Raw genomic sequence first — 14,977 nt, 5'->3', positions numbered from 1 at the left:
CACTCATATCGGTTGTTACCTTCCCTCGTCGCTCAGAAGTCCAGGCCGGCTTCACGCGCACCGTCGGCAAGCGCCGCGATGCGTCCGTGGTACTTGTTCCCGGCCCGGTCGAAGACGACCTGCTCGATCCCGGCGGCCTTGGCCCGGGCGGCGAGGTTCGCGCCGACGACCTTGGCCTTGTCGGACTTGTCGCCGGTGGCCGAGCGCACGTCGGCCTCCATCGTCGAGGCCGAGGCGAGCGTACGGCCCGCGACGTCGTCGATCACCTGCGCGGAGATGTGCTTCGCCGACCGGGTGACCACGAGCCGGGGACGCTCGGGCGAGCCGAAGATCTTCTTCCGCCCGCGCACCTGACGACGCTGCCGCGACGCGGCCTTGGCCGCGCTGTGCTTGTTGATCCGAAGCGAGACAGCCATCACTTACCAGCCTTTCCGACCTTGCGGCGGACCTTCTCGCCCGCGTACCTCACGCCCTTGCCCTTGTACGGCTCGGGCTTGCGCAGCTTGCGGATGTTGGCGGCGACCTCACCGACCTGCTGCTTGTCGATCCCCTGGACCGCGAACTTGGTGTTCGACTCCACCGCGAAGGTGATGCCCGCCGGAGCGGTCACCTTCACCGGGTGGCTGAAGCCGAGGGCGAACTCGAGCTCGGTCGGGCCCTTGGCCGTGACCCGATAGCCCACGCCGACGATCTCGAGCTTCTTCTCATAACCCTGGGTCACGCCGACGACCATGTTGGACACCAGGGTCCGGGTCAGGCCGTGCAACGACTTCGCGACCCGCTCGTCGTTCGGACGGGACACCTCGATTTCGCCGTTCTCACCGCGAGCAACGGTGATCGGCTCGGCGACCGTGTGCTGTAGCGACCCCTTCGGGCCCTTGACCGAGACCTGCTGACCGTCGAGGCTCACCTCGACCCCGGCCGGGACGGTGATCGGCAGTCTGCCAATGCGAGACATTGTGCGCGCTTCCTTTCTTGTCCGCGGCCTACCAGACGTAGGCGAGGACTTCCCCACCCACGCCTTCCTTGTGTGCCTGCCGATCCGTCCGCAGGCCCTGCGACGTCGAGATGATGGCGATCCCGAGACCGCCCAGCACCTTCGGCAGCCCGGTCGACTTCGCGTACACGCGCAGACCCGGCTTGGAGATCCGGCGCACGCCCGCGATCGAGCGCTCCCGGTTCTGGCCGTACTTCAGGGTGATCGACAAGGTCTTGCCGACCTCGCCGGCCGCCGGGTCGTTCACGGCGTAGCCCGCGATGTAGCCCTCCGCCTGGAGGATCTCGGCGATGCCGACCTTGATCTTGCTGTGCGGCATGACCGTCGTGTCGTGGTACGCCTGATTTGCGTTCCGCAACCGAGTCAGCATGTCCGCGATCGGGTCCGTCATGGTCATCTGTCAGGTTCTTCTTTCTCGAGTGGTTTCCCAGCGGAACCCTCCGCTGGGACCTGTCCCGTTCTAGGTCTTTGTTGGGTCTTCGAGCTGCGGGTCAAATGAACGGCTGGCGGTGCAGTGGGCAGGAGGGAGGGCGTCGGTTGCCCAGATCCTGCGTAGGGCGTGGCGGGCCTGGCGGGAGCCCGAGCCTGCGAGGGCGGATGGTAGCCCGAGCAGGTTCTGGGCAGCCGACGACCGACCGAGCCCCAAGGCCACTACCAGCTCGACTTCGTGATGCCCGGCAGCTCGCCCTTGTGCGCCATGTCACGCAGACACACCCGGCACAGCCCGAACTTGCGGTACACGGCCTTGGGCCGGCCGCACTTCTGGCAGCGGGTGTACGCCCGTACGGCGAACTTCGGCTTGCGGGCCTGCTTGACCTTCAGCGCTGTCTTTGCCATCTAGCTGTTCTCCCAAATCATTTCTGGCACGGCGTTCACTACCTGCGGCCCCCGTACGCGGGACCCTTGACCTTGGACTTCGGCGGCTTCGGGTTGTCGTTGAACGGGAAGCCGAGGTGCCGCAACAGCGCCCGCCCCTGCTCGTCGTTGGTCGCCGAGGTCACGAACGTGATGTCCATGCCGCGGGTCCGGTCGATCCGGTCCTGGTCGATCTCGTGGAACATGACCTGCTCGTTGAGACCGAAGGTGTAGTTGCCGACCCCGTCGAACTGGTGGCTGTTCAGCCCCCGGAAGTCACGGATCCGCGGCAACGCCAGGGTCAGCAGCCGGTCGGCGAACTCCCACATCCGGTCGCCCCGCAGCGTCACGTGGGTGCCGATCGGCATCCCCTCGCGCAGCTTGAACTGGGCGATCGACTTGCGGGCCCGGGTGACCACCGGCTTCTGCCCGGTGATCGTGGTCAGGTCGCGGACGGCGCCGTCGATCAGCTTGGAGTCCCGAGCCGCCTCGCCGACGCCCATGTTCACGGTGATCTTCACCAGACCGGGGATCTGCATCACGTTCGCGATGCCGAACTCCTTCTGAAGCGCGGGCGCGATCTCCTCGCGGTAGCGCTGCTTCAGCCGCGGGAGCGTCTTCTCTGCAGTAGCGGCGCTCATCAGATTTCCTCTCCGGTCTTGCGGGCGACCCGGACACTGCGGAACGCCTTGTACTCCGAGCCGTCAGGACGACGCTTGGTCACCTCGACCCGGTCGTACCCGACCCGGGTGACGACCTCGTCGCCGTTCTCGTCCTTCACCAGCAGCTGGACGTTGGACGCGTGGATCGGCGCCTCCTGGGTGACGATGCCACCCTTGGTGGTCTGCCGGCCCTGCGGCTGCGCCGAGGTGTCTCGGACGTGCCGCTTGACGATGTTCACGCCGGCCACCGTCACCCGGTTGCGCTCGGGATAGACGGCGATCACCTCGCCGACGGCACCCTTGTCCTTGCCTGCGATGACCTTGACCCGGTCACCCTTCACCACATGAAGTTTGGTGCTTGCCATGTCAGATCACCTCCGGGGCGAGCGAGATGATGCGCATGAAGCGCTTCTCGCGGAGCTCGCGGCCGACCGGGCCGAAGATACGGGTGCCGCGCGGCTCGCTGCCGTCGGCCCGCAGGATCACGGCCGCGTTCTCGTCGAACTTGATGTAGGAACCGTCGGCGCGCCGGCGCTCCTTGACCGTACGCACGATCACGGCCTTGACCACGTCGCCCTTCTTGACGTTGCCGCCGGGGATCGCGTCCTTGACGGTGGCGACGATGACATCGCCGATGCCGGCGTAGCGGCGCCCGGAGCCGCCGAGCACCCGGATGCAGAGGATCTCCTTCGCACCGGTGTTGTCGGCGACCTTGAGCCGCGACTCCTGCTGGATCATTTCTTGTCTCCTGGTTGTCTCACCGGTTCCCTACCGGGCCTGGCGGAACTTACGTGCCCTGAGCCTGTCGGAGGGCTCCGGGCCTTGCGGAATGGGCGCCCTTCTCCTGAGCCTGTCGAAGGATCAGGGCACGTACTGCGGTGTTACTTGGCCTTCTCGAGGATGGTGACCAGGCGCCAGCGCTTGGTGGCGCTCAGCGGCCGGGTCTCCATGATCCGGACGCGGTCGCCCACGCCGGCGGAGTTGGTCTCGTCGTGCGCCTTCAGCCGCGCGGTCTGGCGGAGCACCTTGCCGTACAGCCGGTGCTTCACCCGGTCCTCGACCGCGACCACGATGGTCTTGTCCATCTTGTCGCTGACGACGTAGCCCTCCCGGACCTTGCGTCGCCCGCGACCGGCGTCCGGCGTGGTCTCGACGGTCTCGGTGCTGGTCTCGCTCACTTGCTCACTCATCTCAGGCATTCACCTTCTCCTGCGACTTCGTCGCGGGCACTTCCTCGACGGTCGCGTCCTCGGCGTCGGGGTCGTCCACGATGCCGAGGTCGCGCTCGGTCAGCACGGTGTAGATCCGCGCGATGTCCTTACGGACGGCGCGCAGCCGGCCGTGGGACTCCAGCTGGCCGGTGGCGTGCTGGAAGCGGAGCGTGAACAGCTCCTCCTTCAGCTCGGTCACCTTGGTGTTGAGCTCGGAGCGGCTCAGGCCACGCAGCTCGGCCGCGTTCAGTGCCTTGGCCATCAGATCTCACCTGCTTCGCGCTTGATGAAGCGTGCCTTCATCGGCAGCTTGTGGATCGCGAGACGCAGGGCCTCGCGAGCGACGTCCTCGTGCACGCCCGAGAGCTCGAACAGCACCCGGCCGGGCTTGATGTTGGCGATCCACCACTCCGGCGAGCCCTTGCCCGAACCCATCCGGGTCTCGGCGGGCTTCTTGGTCAGCGGCCGGTCGGGGTAGACGTTGATCCACACCTTGCCGCCACGCTTGATGTGCCGGGTCATGGCGATACGCGCGGACTCGATCTGCCGGTTGGTCAGGTACGAGGCCTCGAGAGCCTGGATGCCGTAGTCGCCGAACGCGAGCTTCGTGCCGCCCTTGGCCGCACCGGTCCGCCCGGGATGGTGCTGCTTGCGGAACTTGACCCTTCGGGGAACCAACATGACTACGCCTCACTTCCTGCGGTCTCGGGCGCGCCGACGGTGGCCGGAGCCTCGACGGCCGCCTCGGCCGCACCCTCCGCGCGCCTGCGGCCGCCCCGCTCGGGACGGTCGCCACGCTGCGGGCGATCACCGCGACCGGGACGACCCGGACGCTGACGACCGCCGGCGGCGTTACGCGCAGCCTTCTGCGCGGCGCGCTCGGCCCGCGAGCCGGACACGTCGCCCTTGTAGATCCAGACCTTGACGCCGATCCGGCCGAAGGTCGTCTTGGCCTCGTGGAAGCCGTAGTCGATGTCCGCGCGCAGGGTGTGCAGCGGCACCTGGCCCTCGCGATAGAACTCCGACCGGCTCATCTCGGCGCCGCCGAGACGACCGGAGCACTGGATCCGGATGCCCTTGGCGCCGGCCCGCATCGCACTCTGCTGCGCCTTGCGCATGGCCCGGCGGAACTGCACCCGGGAGGCGAGCTGCTCGGCCACGCCCTGGGCCACCAGCTGGGCGTCGACCTCGGGGTTCTTCACCTCGAGGATGTTCAGCTGCACCTGCTTGCCGGTCAGCTTCTCCAGCTCGCCACGGACTCGCTCCGCCTCGGCGCCGTTGCGGCCGATCACGATGCCCGGTCGCGCGGTGTAGATGTCGACCCGGACCCGATCGCGGGTGCGCTCGATCTCCACGCTGGAGATGCCCGCCCGCTCGAGGTTCTTGGACAGCATCCGGCGGATCTTGACGTCCTCGCCGATGTAGTCCGAATACAGCTTGTCGGCATACCACCGGCTCTTGTGGTCGGTGCTGATGCCGAGCCGGAAGCCGTACGGATTGATCTTCTGACCCATGCTCAGGCCACCTGCTCTTTCGGTTCGACGACGACGGTGATGTGGCTGGACCGCTTGAGGATCCGGCTCGCGCTGCCCTTGGCGCGCGGGCGGATCCGCCGCATGGTCATCCCCTCGTCGACGAAGATCTGCGAGACGAACAGGTCGTCGCGGCGCAGGTTGTCGGTGTGCTCGGCGTTCGCTACGGCGCTCGCCAGCACCTTGTAGACCGGCTCGCTGGCGGCCTGCGGGGCAAACTGGAGGGCGACCAGGGCGTCGTTGACGTCCAGGCCGCGGACCAGGTCGATCACCCGGCGGGCCTTCTGCGGGGACACCCGGACACCACGCGCGATCGCGTACGAACCGGGACGGTCGCCGAGCAGGGCGTTGCGGCGAGTCGGGCGCGAGCCCGCCCCGGTCGAGCTCTGCGGGCGTGCCTTCTCTGAAGTACTCATCTGATTTCCTCTGGATCTCACCGGCTCAGCGCCGGCGAGCCTTCCGGTCGTCCTTGATGTGGCCGCGGAAGGTCCGGGTCGGTGCGAACTCGCCGAGCTTGTGGCCGACCATCGCATCGGTGACGAAGACCGGGACGTGCTTGCGCCCGTCGTGCACCGCGATGGTGTGGCCGATCATGTCCGGCACGATCATCGAGCGCCGCGACCAGGTCTTGATCACGTTCTTGGTCCCGCGCGCGTTCTGCACCTCGACCTTCTTGGCCAGGTGGTCGTCGACGAACGGACCCTTCTTCAGGCTGCGTGGCATCTGCTTCCGTGCTCCCTAACTCAGCGCTTCTTGCCGGTCTTGCGACGGCGGACGATCTGGCGGTTGCTCGCCTTGTTGGGGTTGCGGGTGCGACCCTCCGGCTGGCCCCACGGCGACACCGGGTGACGGCCACCCGACGTCTTGCCCTCGCCACCGCCGTGCGGGTGGTCGATCGGGTTCATCGCCACACCGCGCACGGTCGGGCGCTTGCCCTTCCAGCGGTTGCGGCCGGCCTTGCCCCAGTTGATGTTGGACTGCTCGGCGTTGCCGACCTCGCCCACCGTGGCCCGGCAGCGGACGTCGACCATCCGCATCTCACCGGACGGCATCCGCAACGTGGCGTTCTTGCCCTCGCGGGCGACCAGCTGGATGCTCGCGCCGGCGGAACGGCCCAGCTTGGCGCCACCGCCCGGCCGCAGCTCGACCGCGTGGATGGTGGTACCGACCGGGATGTTGCGCAGCGGCAGGTTGTTGCCCGGCTTGATGTCGGCGGCCTCGCCGGCTTCCACCGCCGCGCCCTGACCGAGGCCGTTCGGCGCGATGATGTAGCGCTTCTCGCCGTCGGCGTAGTGCAGCAGCGCGATCCGGGCGGTCCGGTTGGGGTCGTATTCGATGTGCGCGACCTTGGCCGGCACCCCGTCCTTGTCGTAGCGCTTGAAGTCGACCAGCCGGTACGCCTGCTTGTGACCGCCACCGATGTGCCGGGTGGTGATCTTGCCGGTGTTGTTGCGGCCGCCGGTCTTCGGGCTCGGCACCAGGAGCGACTTCTCCGGGGTGTCCCGGGTGATCTCGGCGAAATCTGCCACCGAGGACCCGCGGCGCCCGGCCGAGGTCGGCTTGTACTTGCGAATAGCCATGGTTCGTCTCTCCTGCTGCTCAGGCCGCCGGGCCCGAGAAGATGTCGATCCGGTCGCCGTCGGCCACGGTCACGATCGCCCGCTTGGTGTCGGGGCGCTTGCCGGTGCCGAACCGGGTACGGCGCTTCTTGCCGGGACGGTTGATCGTGTTCACCCCGATCACCTTGACCTTGAAGATCTGCTCGACGGCGATCTTGATCTCGGTCTTGTTGGCGCTCGGTGCGACCAGGAACGTGTACTTGTTCTCGTCCAGCAGGCCGTAGCTCTTCTCGCTGACGACCGGCGCCAGCAAGACGTCGCGGGGATCGCTGATCTTGACCGCGCTCACTTCTCCTCCTCCGCCAGCTCGTCGTTGCTCGGCTCGCTGGTGTCCTCGACCTGCTCGGCCTCCGACTCGGTGGCGACGGCCTTAACCGACTTGCCCGAGACCGGACCGGCGACGAACGCGTCCAGCGCGGCGCTGGTGAAGACGATGTCGTCGTTGACCAGCACGTCGTACGCGTTCAGCTGGTCGACCGCCAAAGCGTGCACGGTCGCCACGTTGCGCAGGCTGAGCCACGCGAGATCCTCGTCGCGGTGCAGCACGACCAGCACCTTGCTGGACTCCGTTGCCGCCTTGATCGCGGCCAGCGCGGTCTTGGTCGACGGCGCGTCACCGGAGGTGAGGTCGGCGACCACGTGCACCCGGCCCTCGCGGGCCCGGTCCGACAGCGCGCCGCGGAGCGCGGCGGCGATCATCTTCTTCGGGGTCCGCTGGGCGTAGCCGTGCGGGTGCGGGCCGTGCACGACGCCGCCACCGACGTACTGCGGCGCGCGGACCGAGCCCTGCCGGGCGCGGCCGGTGCCCTTCTGCCGGTACGGCTTCTTGCCACCGCCGCGGACGTCGCCGCGGGTCTTGGTGGAATGCGTCCCCTGCCGGGCGGCGGCCAGCTGGGCCACCACGACCTGGTGGATCAGCGGGATGTTGGCGGTGACGTCGAACAGCTCGGCGGGAAGCTCGGCGGTGCCGGCCTTGCCGCCCGTGGCGTCCAGGACGTCGACGGAACGGTCGGCGCCAGCCGGGGAAATCGTTGCGTTCTCGCTCACGCCACCTCTCCCTTCTTGTTGGCGGTGCGCAGCACGACCAGGCCGCCCTTGTTGCCCGGGATCGCTCCCTTGACCAGGATCAGCCCGCGCTCGGCGTCGACCGCGTGGACGGTGAGGTTCTGCACGGTGACCCGCTCGTTACCCATCCGACCGGCCATCCGGAGGCCCTTGAAGACCCGGCCCGGGGTGGCGCAGCCGCCGATGGAGCCCGGCGAGCGGTGCTTGCGGTGCACACCGTGGGAGGCCCGCAGGCCGCCGAAGCCGTGCCGCTTCATCACGCCGGCGGTGCCCTTGCCCTTGCTGACGCCGGTCACGTCGACCACCTCGTCGGCGGCGAAGACCTCGGCGGTGAGCTCCTGGCCCAGGGTGTACTCGCTGGCGTCCGCGGTGCGGATCTCGACCAGGTGCTTGCGCGGGGTGACGTCGGCCTTCTCGAAGTGGCCGGCCGACGGCTTGGTGACCTTCTTGGCCTTGATCGCCCCGAAGCCGAGCTGGACGGCGGAGTAGCCGTCGGAGTCGGGCGTCCGGACCTGGGTGACCACGCAGGGGCCGGCCTGGATCACGGTGACGGGTACGACCTTGTTGTTGGCGTCCCACAACTGGGTCATCCCGAGCTTGGTGCCCAGGATCCCCTTCACGGTGCGTTCAGTCTTGGCGCTCATCTGTGTTGTCGTCCTCAGAGCTTGATCTCGATGTCGACGCCCGCCGGCAGGTCGAGCCGCATCAGCGAGTCGACGGTCTTCGGGGTCGGGTCGATGATGTCGATCAGCCGCTTGTGCGTGCGCATCTCGAAGTGCTCGCGGCTGTCCTTGTACTTGTGCGGGGACCGGATGACGCAGTAGACGTTCTTCTCGGTCGGCAGCGGCACCGGGCCGGCGACGCGGGCACCCGTACGGGTCACCGTGTCGACGATCTTGCGCGCCGAGCTGTCGATGACCTCGTGGTCATAGGCCTTGAGCCTGATGCGGATCTTTTGTCCCGCCACAGTTCGTCCTCACTTCTTGCTACCGGTTGTCTCCGACCCCCGAGGTCGGGTGTGTCGCGCTCCGTGGACGCACGCCTCTTGCACGGATGGCCCTGCAAGGGGTGGTCCGGCTCGGGAAGCCGGGCGGCCCGGGAGTCTCGCGGTTCGGTGGCCCCGCCGTCTGCATCGGCTCGTGAGAACCGATCGACCGCATGGCACACCCCGGCGACCCCGTCGGAGGCAACCTGACGATTCTGTCAGGTTCTGTACGCCGGATCAAATCTCTGCGCGAACCAGTTCCGAACTGGTCGCGCACGGGTGCCCGGCATCGGGTTCGGCGGCACCGAACCGGCTCCAGTGTAGGCGGGCCCCGAGCAAGCGCCGCGCCTCACACAGACGCCGGCGCACCGAGCACGGCCAGCAGGCGCAGCTTGTCGTAGCTCTCGCTCCCCGGCACGGCGGTGTAGACGAGGAGCGAGTGCGCCTGGTCCGGATCCAGCAGGATCTGGCAGTTCACTTCCAACAGCCCGACGACGGGATGCTGGTATCGCTTGAGCTCTCGCGGCTTGATGCCGACCTCGTGCGCCTTCCACACCGCGCGGAACTCCTCGCTATGCGCCTCGAGCAGCTGCGCCAGCCGGGCAGCGCGCGAGCCAGGTCCGCGCTGGGCGAGCACCCCCCGGAGTCCGGACGCGTACATCCTGGAATAGAACTCGTGGTCCTCGGGCGGATAGAGGCTGCGCACCGACGGATCGGTGAACCACCGATAACCCATGCTCCGAGGCGGCCCGGTGTAGCCGGTCAGGTCGCCGACGAGCGCCACGCCCAGCGGCGACTGGCGCAGCGTCTCACCCAGCTCGGTGACCACCTCGGCCGGGGTGTCGTCGAGCCTGTCCAGGATCCGCATCATGCCGGGGCTGACGTAGTCGCCGGCCGAGTCCCCCGCCGGCGGCCGATGGCCGGCCAGCCGGAACAGGTGGTCGCGTTCCGCCCGCGACAGGTGCAGTCCCTGCGCGATCGACGCGATCATCTGCTCGGACGGTTGCGGGCCGCGCTCGCGCTCGATCCGGGCGTAGTAGTCCGTCGACATGTGGCTGAGCGCCGCGACCTCCTCGCGCCGGAGCCCGCTGGTCCGGCGCCGCTGGCCGCGCGGTAGCCCGACGTCCTCGGGTTGTAGCGCCTCGCGGCGCCCGCGGAGGAACCCGGCGAGACCGGCTCGATCGATCACCGGTCCATCCTCGCCCGGAGCGGCCCGGCTCAGCCACGGATCGTCAGGCCGTGGATAAACCCCGCGACGCCAGGAACGCTGGAGTGCGGGACGGCGAAGTGTTCCGTCCACCCGATCCGACCAGCACAGGAGTCCACCATGTCACGCAGGCAGTACGACGTCGCCGTTCCCGACCTCAGCGGAAAGCGAGCGATCGTCACCGGGGCGAGTGACGGCATCGGGCTCGGTATCGCGACCATGCTCGCCGGTGCCGGCGCGGAAGTCGTGATGCCGGTCCGGAACCCACGCAAGGGCGAAGCGGCCGTCGCTCAGATCCGACGGAGTCACCCCGGCGCCGAGCTCGTGCTGGCGGAGCTGGACCTGTCCTCGCTGGCCTCGGTCGCCGCTCTCGGGGCGCGGCTGCGCGCCGACGGCGCACCCATCCACATCCTCGTCAACAACGCGGGCGTGATGACGCCGCCCGAGCGGCAGACCACCGCGGACGGCTTCGAGGTGCAGTTCGGCACGAACCACCTCGGCCATTTCGCGCTCACCCTTCAGCTCCTCCCGCTGCTCAGAGCCGGCGGCGGGCGGGTGACCTCGCAGACGAGCATCGCCGCGCGCAGCGGCGCCATCAACTGGGACGACCCGAACTGGGAGCGCGGCTACGACGGCATGCGGGCCTACCGCCAGTCCAAGATCGCGGTCGGCCTGTTCGGCCTCGAGCTGAGCCGGCGCGCCAAGGCTGAAAACTGGGGAATCACCAGCAACCTGTCCCACCCGGGGGTCGCACCGACGAGCCTGCTCGCCGCCCGGCCCGAGGTCGGCCGGACCGAGGACACCAGAGACGTCCGGATCATTCGCTGGCTGTCGGCGCACGGGCTGGTGGTGGGAACGGTCGACAGCGCGAAGCTGCCGGCGGTGCTCGCCGCCACCTCGGGCGAGTCGGCAGACGGCGGCTTCTACGGTCCGCGCTGGTCCGGCAACCTCGGCGGGCCGCCCGGCGAGCAGAAGCTGTGGGCGCCGTTGGGCAGCACCGAGGACGCGAGGCGGCTGTGGGACATCTCGGAGGAACTGACGCAGGTGCGGGTGGGCTGACCTCCGCGCTCGGCCCCGGGAGCGGAAGGCCTCGAGCGAGCGACAGCGATCAGGCGCCGCCCCGGACGAGACCGAGCAGCCGATCGAAGATGTGCTCGCCGTCGGTGCGCAGCCCGTTGTGCAGGTGCTCGTTGGTGACCCACGTCCGCAGCGACGGCATCGCCTCGGCGGTCTCCTCGGAAAAGCCGCGGTCGACATAGGGATCGTCGACGTAGACGATCGCCGCGCACGGCACGTCGAGGTCGGCGAGGACGTCGGCGTCGTAGAGCCGGGGCCACGGGTGCTCGGCCAGGACGGCGGCGACCTGCCGGTACGGCCGCAGGTCGGCGCAGTCCTCGAAGTGCCAGGGAAAGATGTGCTCACCGGTGAGCAGCAGCGAGTCAGCGCCGAAGTCCTCGGGAGCCGTCCGCTCGGCCGACCATCGCGTGGCGCCCCCGTCGGCGTAGCTTGACTCGTGCAGCACGGCGTACAGCGGGTTGCGTGCGTTGAACGGCAACAGGGCGGCGGCATCGTGGCTGAACGCCCGGCGAGGCCGGATCGCGTTCGAGCAGATAGTGCAGGGTCTCCGCACCGCCGTCCATTCCGAGGACGTGACCGATCGTGCGGATCAGCCGGCGAGAGATCGGGTTGCCCTGCGGGTCGCGCACGTCGCCGGCGTCACAGCCGTCCAGCAGCCGGGCGAGCCGCTCCCGGTCCTGCGGGAACCGCCGGTGATAACGCTGGTTCAGCCGACGCATCGCGGCGTACGTGGTGGCGTAGACGTCGTCGGCCGGGCGGCCGACCGGCGGGAGCCCGCCGGTGAACAGCACCTCACGCAGGCTGTCCGGTGCGACGCCGAGGTAGTGCAAGGAGCAGAAGCCGCCGAAGGACTGCCCCAGCAGGCTCCACCGGTCGGCGCCCAGGTGCTCGCGGAAGGACTCGGCGTCCCGCACGATCGCGTCGGCGCGGAAGTGGGTCAGCCGCTCGGCATCGGCGGCCGGGTCGGCGCCGGGCGCGCCGTACGGCGTCGAGCGTCCGGTGCCGCGCTGATCGAGCATCAGCACCCGGAAGTCGCGCAGCGCCCGGGGCAACCAGCTCGGTGCCGCCGGAACCCCGGTCGGCCGCGGCGCCTCGTGGCCGGGCCCACCCTGGAGATACACCAGGAACGGGCGGTCCCGGCCGTCGGGCGCCGCCACCTCACGAGCGAAGACCTCGATCCGCTCGCCGCCGGCATCCGCGTGGTTCAGCGGTAGCGACAGCGTGTGGTCGACGGTGACCAGACCCGGGATCGGTGTCTCCACAGCCATCCGTCTCGTCCTCCTCGCCGTCGGGCCGACGTCGTCGAGACGTCCGGGTGAGTCATCCCCACTCTTCACCACTGTTCGATGGCCGGCTCGGCCGGGCCCTCGACCCGAGAATCCGCCCCTCGCGCGGGTGCTGCGCGGATCCGCGAGCGGCCGGCGTCGCGGCAGCGCGTCACGAGGTGCGGATTTTCGGGTCACCGCGTTGCCGTTCAGCCGCCGAACAGCGCCTCGGCCCGGCGGCGGCCGGCATCGGAGTCCGGGTCGGCGTCGACGAAGCGCTGGGCCAGCCGGCCGAGCGCGGCCCGCAGCTCGCCGTCGTCGGTCTCGCCCCAGTCGCTGAGCTCACCGGCCAGCCACTCGGTCAGGGCGGCCACGAACCGCCGGACGTGCTCCCGGCCGGCGTCGGTCAGCTCCAGCCGCGCGTCGTCTCCGCTGATCAGGCCCGTCTCGCGGGTGGCCCGGAAGGCGGGCGCCAGGACGGCGGGCGGCACCGCGAACCGGCGCGCGATGGTGGCCAGGTCGGTGCTGCCGCCGGCGCGGGTCCGGACGTAGACCTGGCCGATCACCCAGTTGTCCGCCGCATCGTCGGTCAGCCCGCCCGCCGCGCGGACGGCGTCCAGGGCCGAGCGGGGCTTGCGCCGCAGCACACCGACGATCGCGCGCTCCAACCGGTGCTCGCTGTCGGAGTCCTCCGGCATGCCGAAGCCGTCGCCCAGGTCGGCGGCGCCGGCCCTCGAGGAGTCCCGCAGCGGCACCTCCTTCAAGAACAGCGCCAGCACGAAGGCCACCAGGGCAACCGGCACGGCAGCCAGGAAGACGACATGGATGGCGTGGGCGTACGCGGCGATGATCGGGCCGGACTGCGCCGCGGGAAGCGCGTGCAGCGCCTGCGGGGTGATGCCGGCTGCCGCCGCGGGATCGAGCCCGGCCTCGGCGATGGCCGCCGGCAGCCGTCCCTTCAACACGTTGGCGTAGACCGTGCCGAACACGGCCGCCCCGAACGAACTGCCGAGGGTCCGGAAGAACGTGACGCCGGACGTGGCCACACCGAGGTCGCGGTAGGCGGCGGTGTTCTGCACGATGATGGTCAGCACCTGCATACACAGGCCGATGCCGAGACCCAGCACGAACATCGAGACGGCCTGGATCCAGAACCCGGTGTCGGCGCCCAGCCGGGACAGCAGATAGAGGCCGAGCGCCATCAGCAGCGAGCCGGCGATCGGGAACGCCTTGTAGCGGCCGGTGCGGCCGACGACGGTGCCGGACGCGATCGAGGTGAGCAGCAGCCCGACGACCATCGGCAGGGTCTGCAGACCCGACGACGTCGCCGAGACACCCTTGACGTACTGCAGATAGGTCGGCAGGAAGGTCATCGCGCCGAGCATGGCGAAACCGACGATGAAGGCCAGCACGACGCTGACACTGAACACCGAACCGCGGAACAGCCGCAGCGGCAGGATCGGGTCGACCGCCCGCGACTCCACCCAGACGAAGATCGCGAAACAGACCAGCGATCCCGCGAACAGGCCGACGATGACCGGCGACGTCCAGGCGTACTGCGTGCCACCCCAGCTCAGACCCAGCGTCACGCCGGCGGCGCCGAGACCGACGAACGCGATCCCGAGATAGTCGATCACCGGCCGCGAACGCGCGCCCAGCGCGGGGATCGTCGAACTGGCCAGCGCGATCACCGCGATGCCGATCGGCAGGTTGACGTAGAACGCCCAGCGCCAGGACAGGTGGTCGGTGAACAGCCCGCCGAGCAGCGGCCCGAGCACCGTGGTCACGCCGAAGACCGCTCCGAGCGCACCCTGGTACTTGCCGCGCTCACGCAGCGGGATCACGTCGGCGATCAGCGCGGTCGCGGTCACTGCCAGCCCGCCGGCGCCGACGCCTTGAACCGCCCGCCAAGCGATCAACCAGCCCATCGACTCCGACAGACCACAGGCGGCCGAGGCGAGCACGAAGGCGCCCGCAGAGACCTGGAAGACCAGCTTGCGCCCGAACAGGTCGCCGAACTTGCCGGCCAGCACGGTCGCGATCGTGTCCGCGAGCATGTACGCCGACACCACCCAGGTCAGATGGTCGCCGCCGCCGAGGTCGCCGACGATGGTCGGCAGCGCGGTCGACACGATCGTCTGGTCCAGCGCCGACAGCAGCATGCCGAGCAGGACGGTCGCGAAGATGATGTTGATCCGGCGGCGGGTCAGTGCCGCCGGGGCGGCAACCGCCACGGTGTCTGCAGCCACGGGGTCTCCTGGTCGGGGGTTCCACGGCTGACCCTACGACCGGGCGCGTCGGGGGCTGCCCAGCCGGTCCCCGACGTGCAATCGTGTGATCATGACCACGGCCGCGACGAAACCGCCTGCGCACGAGAAGACGTTCTTCGGCCAGCCCCGGCTGCTGGCCAACCTCTTCGGCGTCGAGATGTGGGAGCGATTCTCCTTCTACGGCATGCAGGGCATCCTGCTGATCTATCTCTACTACTCCGTCGACCAGGGC

The 14,977-nt window shown here is 69.3% G+C and carries 21 protein-coding genes and 1 pseudogene; 1 reads left to right on the top strand and 21 read right to left on the bottom strand.

What is annotated here, in order from left to right:
- Nucleotides 1–32: 32 nt before the first annotated feature.
- The 19 genes from rplR to ABD747_RS10855 all read right to left on the bottom strand — a co-directional run bounded on the left by rplR (nucleotide 33) and on the right by ABD747_RS10855 (nucleotide 10,115).
- Complete coding sequence (gene rplR / locus ABD747_RS10945; protein WP_344804336.1) at nucleotides 33–416, bottom strand: 50S ribosomal protein L18; 384 nt, start codon at nucleotides 414–416, stop codon at nucleotides 33–35.
- On the bottom strand, nucleotides 416–958 hold the full coding sequence (rplF, locus tag ABD747_RS10940) for a 50S ribosomal protein L6 (protein ID WP_344804334.1): 543 nt from the start codon (nucleotides 956–958) through the stop codon (nucleotides 416–418). Before rplF ends, rplR begins: the two co-directional genes overlap by 1 nt.
- A gap of 28 nt (nucleotides 959–986) precedes the next feature.
- Complete coding sequence (rpsH, locus tag ABD747_RS10935) at nucleotides 987–1,394, bottom strand: 30S ribosomal protein S8 (RefSeq protein ID WP_344804332.1); 408 nt, start codon at nucleotides 1,392–1,394, stop codon at nucleotides 987–989.
- Nucleotides 1,395–1,648: 254 nt separating this feature from the next.
- On the bottom strand, nucleotides 1,649–1,834 hold the full coding sequence (locus tag ABD747_RS10930) for a type Z 30S ribosomal protein S14 (protein ID WP_344804330.1): 186 nt from the start codon (nucleotides 1,832–1,834) through the stop codon (nucleotides 1,649–1,651).
- Between the two features lie 38 nt (nucleotides 1,835–1,872).
- Entirely contained in the window at nucleotides 1,873–2,493 is a 621-nt protein-coding gene (rplE, locus tag ABD747_RS10925) for a 50S ribosomal protein L5 (RefSeq protein WP_344804328.1), read from the bottom strand.
- The gene (gene rplX, locus ABD747_RS10920; protein WP_344804326.1) at nucleotides 2,493–2,879 is read right to left on the bottom strand and encodes a 50S ribosomal protein L24; all 387 of its coding nucleotides are present in this window, start codon (nucleotides 2,877–2,879) and stop codon (nucleotides 2,493–2,495) included. The genes rplE and rplX overlap by 1 nt, the downstream gene beginning before the upstream one ends.
- 1 nt (nucleotide 2,880) lies before the next feature.
- Nucleotides 2,881–3,252 (bottom strand): 50S ribosomal protein L14, encoded by a 372-nt coding sequence (gene rplN / locus ABD747_RS10915; protein ID WP_344804324.1) that lies wholly within the window; start codon nucleotides 3,250–3,252, stop codon nucleotides 2,881–2,883.
- 143 nt (nucleotides 3,253–3,395) lie between these two features.
- Nucleotides 3,396–3,704, bottom strand: coding sequence for a 30S ribosomal protein S17 (rpsQ, locus tag ABD747_RS10910; protein ID WP_344804322.1), 309 nt, complete (start codon nucleotides 3,702–3,704; stop codon nucleotides 3,396–3,398).
- Between the two features lies 1 nt (nucleotide 3,705).
- Nucleotides 3,706–3,987 carry a 50S ribosomal protein L29 gene (gene rpmC, locus ABD747_RS10905; RefSeq protein ID WP_344804320.1) on the bottom strand — a complete coding sequence of 94 codons (282 nt, stop codon included), beginning with the start codon at nucleotides 3,985–3,987 and terminating at the stop codon, nucleotides 3,706–3,708.
- Nucleotides 3,987–4,406, bottom strand: coding sequence for a 50S ribosomal protein L16 (gene rplP, locus ABD747_RS10900; protein ID WP_344804318.1), 420 nt, complete (start codon nucleotides 4,404–4,406; stop codon nucleotides 3,987–3,989). The genes rpmC and rplP overlap by 1 nt, the downstream gene beginning before the upstream one ends.
- Nucleotides 4,407–4,408: 2 nt before the next feature.
- Nucleotides 4,409–5,239: a 30S ribosomal protein S3 gene (rpsC, locus tag ABD747_RS10895; protein WP_344804316.1), complete on the bottom strand. Its 831-nt coding sequence runs from the start codon at nucleotides 5,237–5,239 to the stop codon at nucleotides 4,409–4,411.
- 2 nt (nucleotides 5,240–5,241) lie between these two features.
- Nucleotides 5,242–5,673, bottom strand: a complete 432-nt coding sequence (rplV, locus tag ABD747_RS10890) for a 50S ribosomal protein L22 (protein WP_344804314.1) — start codon at nucleotides 5,671–5,673, stop codon at nucleotides 5,242–5,244.
- A gap of 25 nt (nucleotides 5,674–5,698) precedes the next feature.
- Nucleotides 5,699–5,980, bottom strand: a complete 282-nt coding sequence (gene rpsS / locus ABD747_RS10885) for a 30S ribosomal protein S19 (RefSeq protein ID WP_344804312.1) — start codon at nucleotides 5,978–5,980, stop codon at nucleotides 5,699–5,701.
- A gap of 20 nt (nucleotides 5,981–6,000) precedes the next feature.
- Nucleotides 6,001–6,837 (bottom strand): 50S ribosomal protein L2, encoded by an 837-nt coding sequence (gene rplB / locus ABD747_RS10880; protein WP_344804310.1) that lies wholly within the window; start codon nucleotides 6,835–6,837, stop codon nucleotides 6,001–6,003.
- A 19-nt stretch (nucleotides 6,838–6,856) separates the two neighbouring features.
- Nucleotides 6,857–7,165 carry a 50S ribosomal protein L23 gene (gene rplW, locus ABD747_RS10875; protein WP_344804308.1) on the bottom strand — a complete coding sequence of 103 codons (309 nt, stop codon included), beginning with the start codon at nucleotides 7,163–7,165 and terminating at the stop codon, nucleotides 6,857–6,859.
- Nucleotides 7,162–7,923 carry a 50S ribosomal protein L4 gene (gene rplD, locus ABD747_RS10870; RefSeq protein WP_425562509.1) on the bottom strand — a complete coding sequence of 254 codons (762 nt, stop codon included), beginning with the start codon at nucleotides 7,921–7,923 and terminating at the stop codon, nucleotides 7,162–7,164. Before rplD ends, rplW begins: the two co-directional genes overlap by 4 nt.
- Complete coding sequence (rplC, locus tag ABD747_RS10865; protein WP_344804306.1) at nucleotides 7,920–8,585, bottom strand: 50S ribosomal protein L3; 666 nt, start codon at nucleotides 8,583–8,585, stop codon at nucleotides 7,920–7,922. The genes rplD and rplC overlap by 4 nt, the downstream gene beginning before the upstream one ends.
- 14 nt (nucleotides 8,586–8,599) lie before the next feature.
- Nucleotides 8,600–8,908, bottom strand: coding sequence for a 30S ribosomal protein S10 (rpsJ, locus tag ABD747_RS10860; protein ID WP_013861994.1), 309 nt, complete (start codon nucleotides 8,906–8,908; stop codon nucleotides 8,600–8,602).
- 367 nt (nucleotides 8,909–9,275) lie between these two features.
- Nucleotides 9,276–10,115 (bottom strand): helix-turn-helix transcriptional regulator, encoded by an 840-nt coding sequence (locus tag ABD747_RS10855; RefSeq protein WP_344804298.1) that lies wholly within the window; start codon nucleotides 10,113–10,115, stop codon nucleotides 9,276–9,278.
- Between the two features lie 138 nt (nucleotides 10,116–10,253).
- Between ABD747_RS10855 and ABD747_RS10850 the strand changes: the two genes are divergently transcribed.
- Entirely contained in the window at nucleotides 10,254–11,192 is a 939-nt protein-coding gene (locus tag ABD747_RS10850; RefSeq protein ID WP_344804296.1) for an SDR family oxidoreductase, read from the top strand.
- Nucleotides 11,193–11,241: 49 nt separating this feature from the next.
- On the opposite strand, the pseudogene ABD747_RS10845 reads toward ABD747_RS10850, so the two are convergent.
- Nucleotides 11,242–12,478, bottom strand: a pseudogene (locus tag ABD747_RS10845) (alpha/beta fold hydrolase).
- A 206-nt stretch (nucleotides 12,479–12,684) separates the two neighbouring features.
- On the bottom strand, nucleotides 12,685–14,724 hold the full coding sequence (locus ABD747_RS10840; protein ID WP_344804294.1) for an MDR family MFS transporter: 2,040 nt from the start codon (nucleotides 14,722–14,724) through the stop codon (nucleotides 12,685–12,687).
- Nucleotides 14,725–14,977 lie beyond the last annotated feature (253 nt).

The sequence above is a fragment of the Microlunatus ginsengisoli genome (assembly GCF_039537205.1).
Taxonomy (GTDB): Bacteria; Actinomycetota; Actinomycetes; order Propionibacteriales; family Propionibacteriaceae; genus Microlunatus; species Microlunatus ginsengisoli.
The sequence above is the reverse complement of the archived record's forward strand: the minus strand, read 5'-3'. Positions and strand labels throughout refer to the sequence as shown.

Bases quoted from the DNA above. Each gene is read 5' to 3' on its own strand.
- rplR (WP_344804336.1), bottom strand. From the start codon at position 416: ATGGCTGTCTCGCTTCGGATCAACAAGCACAGCGCGGCCAAGGCCGCG.
- rplF (WP_344804334.1), bottom strand. From the start codon at position 958: ATGTCTCGCATTGGCAGACTGCCGATCACCGTCCCGGCCGGGGTCGAG.
- rpsH (WP_344804332.1), bottom strand. From the start codon at position 1,394: ATGACCATGACGGACCCGATCGCGGACATGCTGACTCGGTTGCGGAAC.
- ABD747_RS10930 (WP_344804330.1), bottom strand. From the start codon at position 1,834: ATGGCAAAGACAGCGCTGAAGGTCAAGCAGGCCCGCAAGCCGAAGTTC.
- rplE (WP_344804328.1), bottom strand. From the start codon at position 2,493: ATGAGCGCCGCTACTGCAGAGAAGACGCTCCCGCGGCTGAAGCAGCGC.
- rplX (WP_344804326.1), bottom strand. From the start codon at position 2,879: ATGGCAAGCACCAAACTTCATGTGGTGAAGGGTGACCGGGTCAAGGTC.
- rplN (WP_344804324.1), bottom strand. From the start codon at position 3,252: ATGATCCAGCAGGAGTCGCGGCTCAAGGTCGCCGACAACACCGGTGCG.
- rpsQ (WP_344804322.1), bottom strand. From the start codon at position 3,704: ATGAGTGAGCAAGTGAGCGAGACCAGCACCGAGACCGTCGAGACCACG.
- rpmC (WP_344804320.1), bottom strand. From the start codon at position 3,987: ATGGCCAAGGCACTGAACGCGGCCGAGCTGCGTGGCCTGAGCCGCTCC.
- rplP (WP_344804318.1), bottom strand. From the start codon at position 4,406: ATGTTGGTTCCCCGAAGGGTCAAGTTCCGCAAGCAGCACCATCCCGGG.
- rpsC (WP_344804316.1), bottom strand. From the start codon at position 5,239: ATGGGTCAGAAGATCAATCCGTACGGCTTCCGGCTCGGCATCAGCACC.
- rplV (WP_344804314.1), bottom strand. From the start codon at position 5,673: ATGAGTACTTCAGAGAAGGCACGCCCGCAGAGCTCGACCGGGGCGGGC.
- rpsS (WP_344804312.1), bottom strand. From the start codon at position 5,980: ATGCCACGCAGCCTGAAGAAGGGTCCGTTCGTCGACGACCACCTGGCC.
- rplB (WP_344804310.1), bottom strand. From the start codon at position 6,837: ATGGCTATTCGCAAGTACAAGCCGACCTCGGCCGGGCGCCGCGGGTCC.
- rplC (WP_344804306.1), bottom strand. From the start codon at position 8,585: ATGAGCGCCAAGACTGAACGCACCGTGAAGGGGATCCTGGGCACCAAG.
- ABD747_RS10850 (WP_344804296.1), top strand. From the start codon at position 10,254: ATGTCACGCAGGCAGTACGACGTCGCCGTTCCCGACCTCAGCGGAAAG.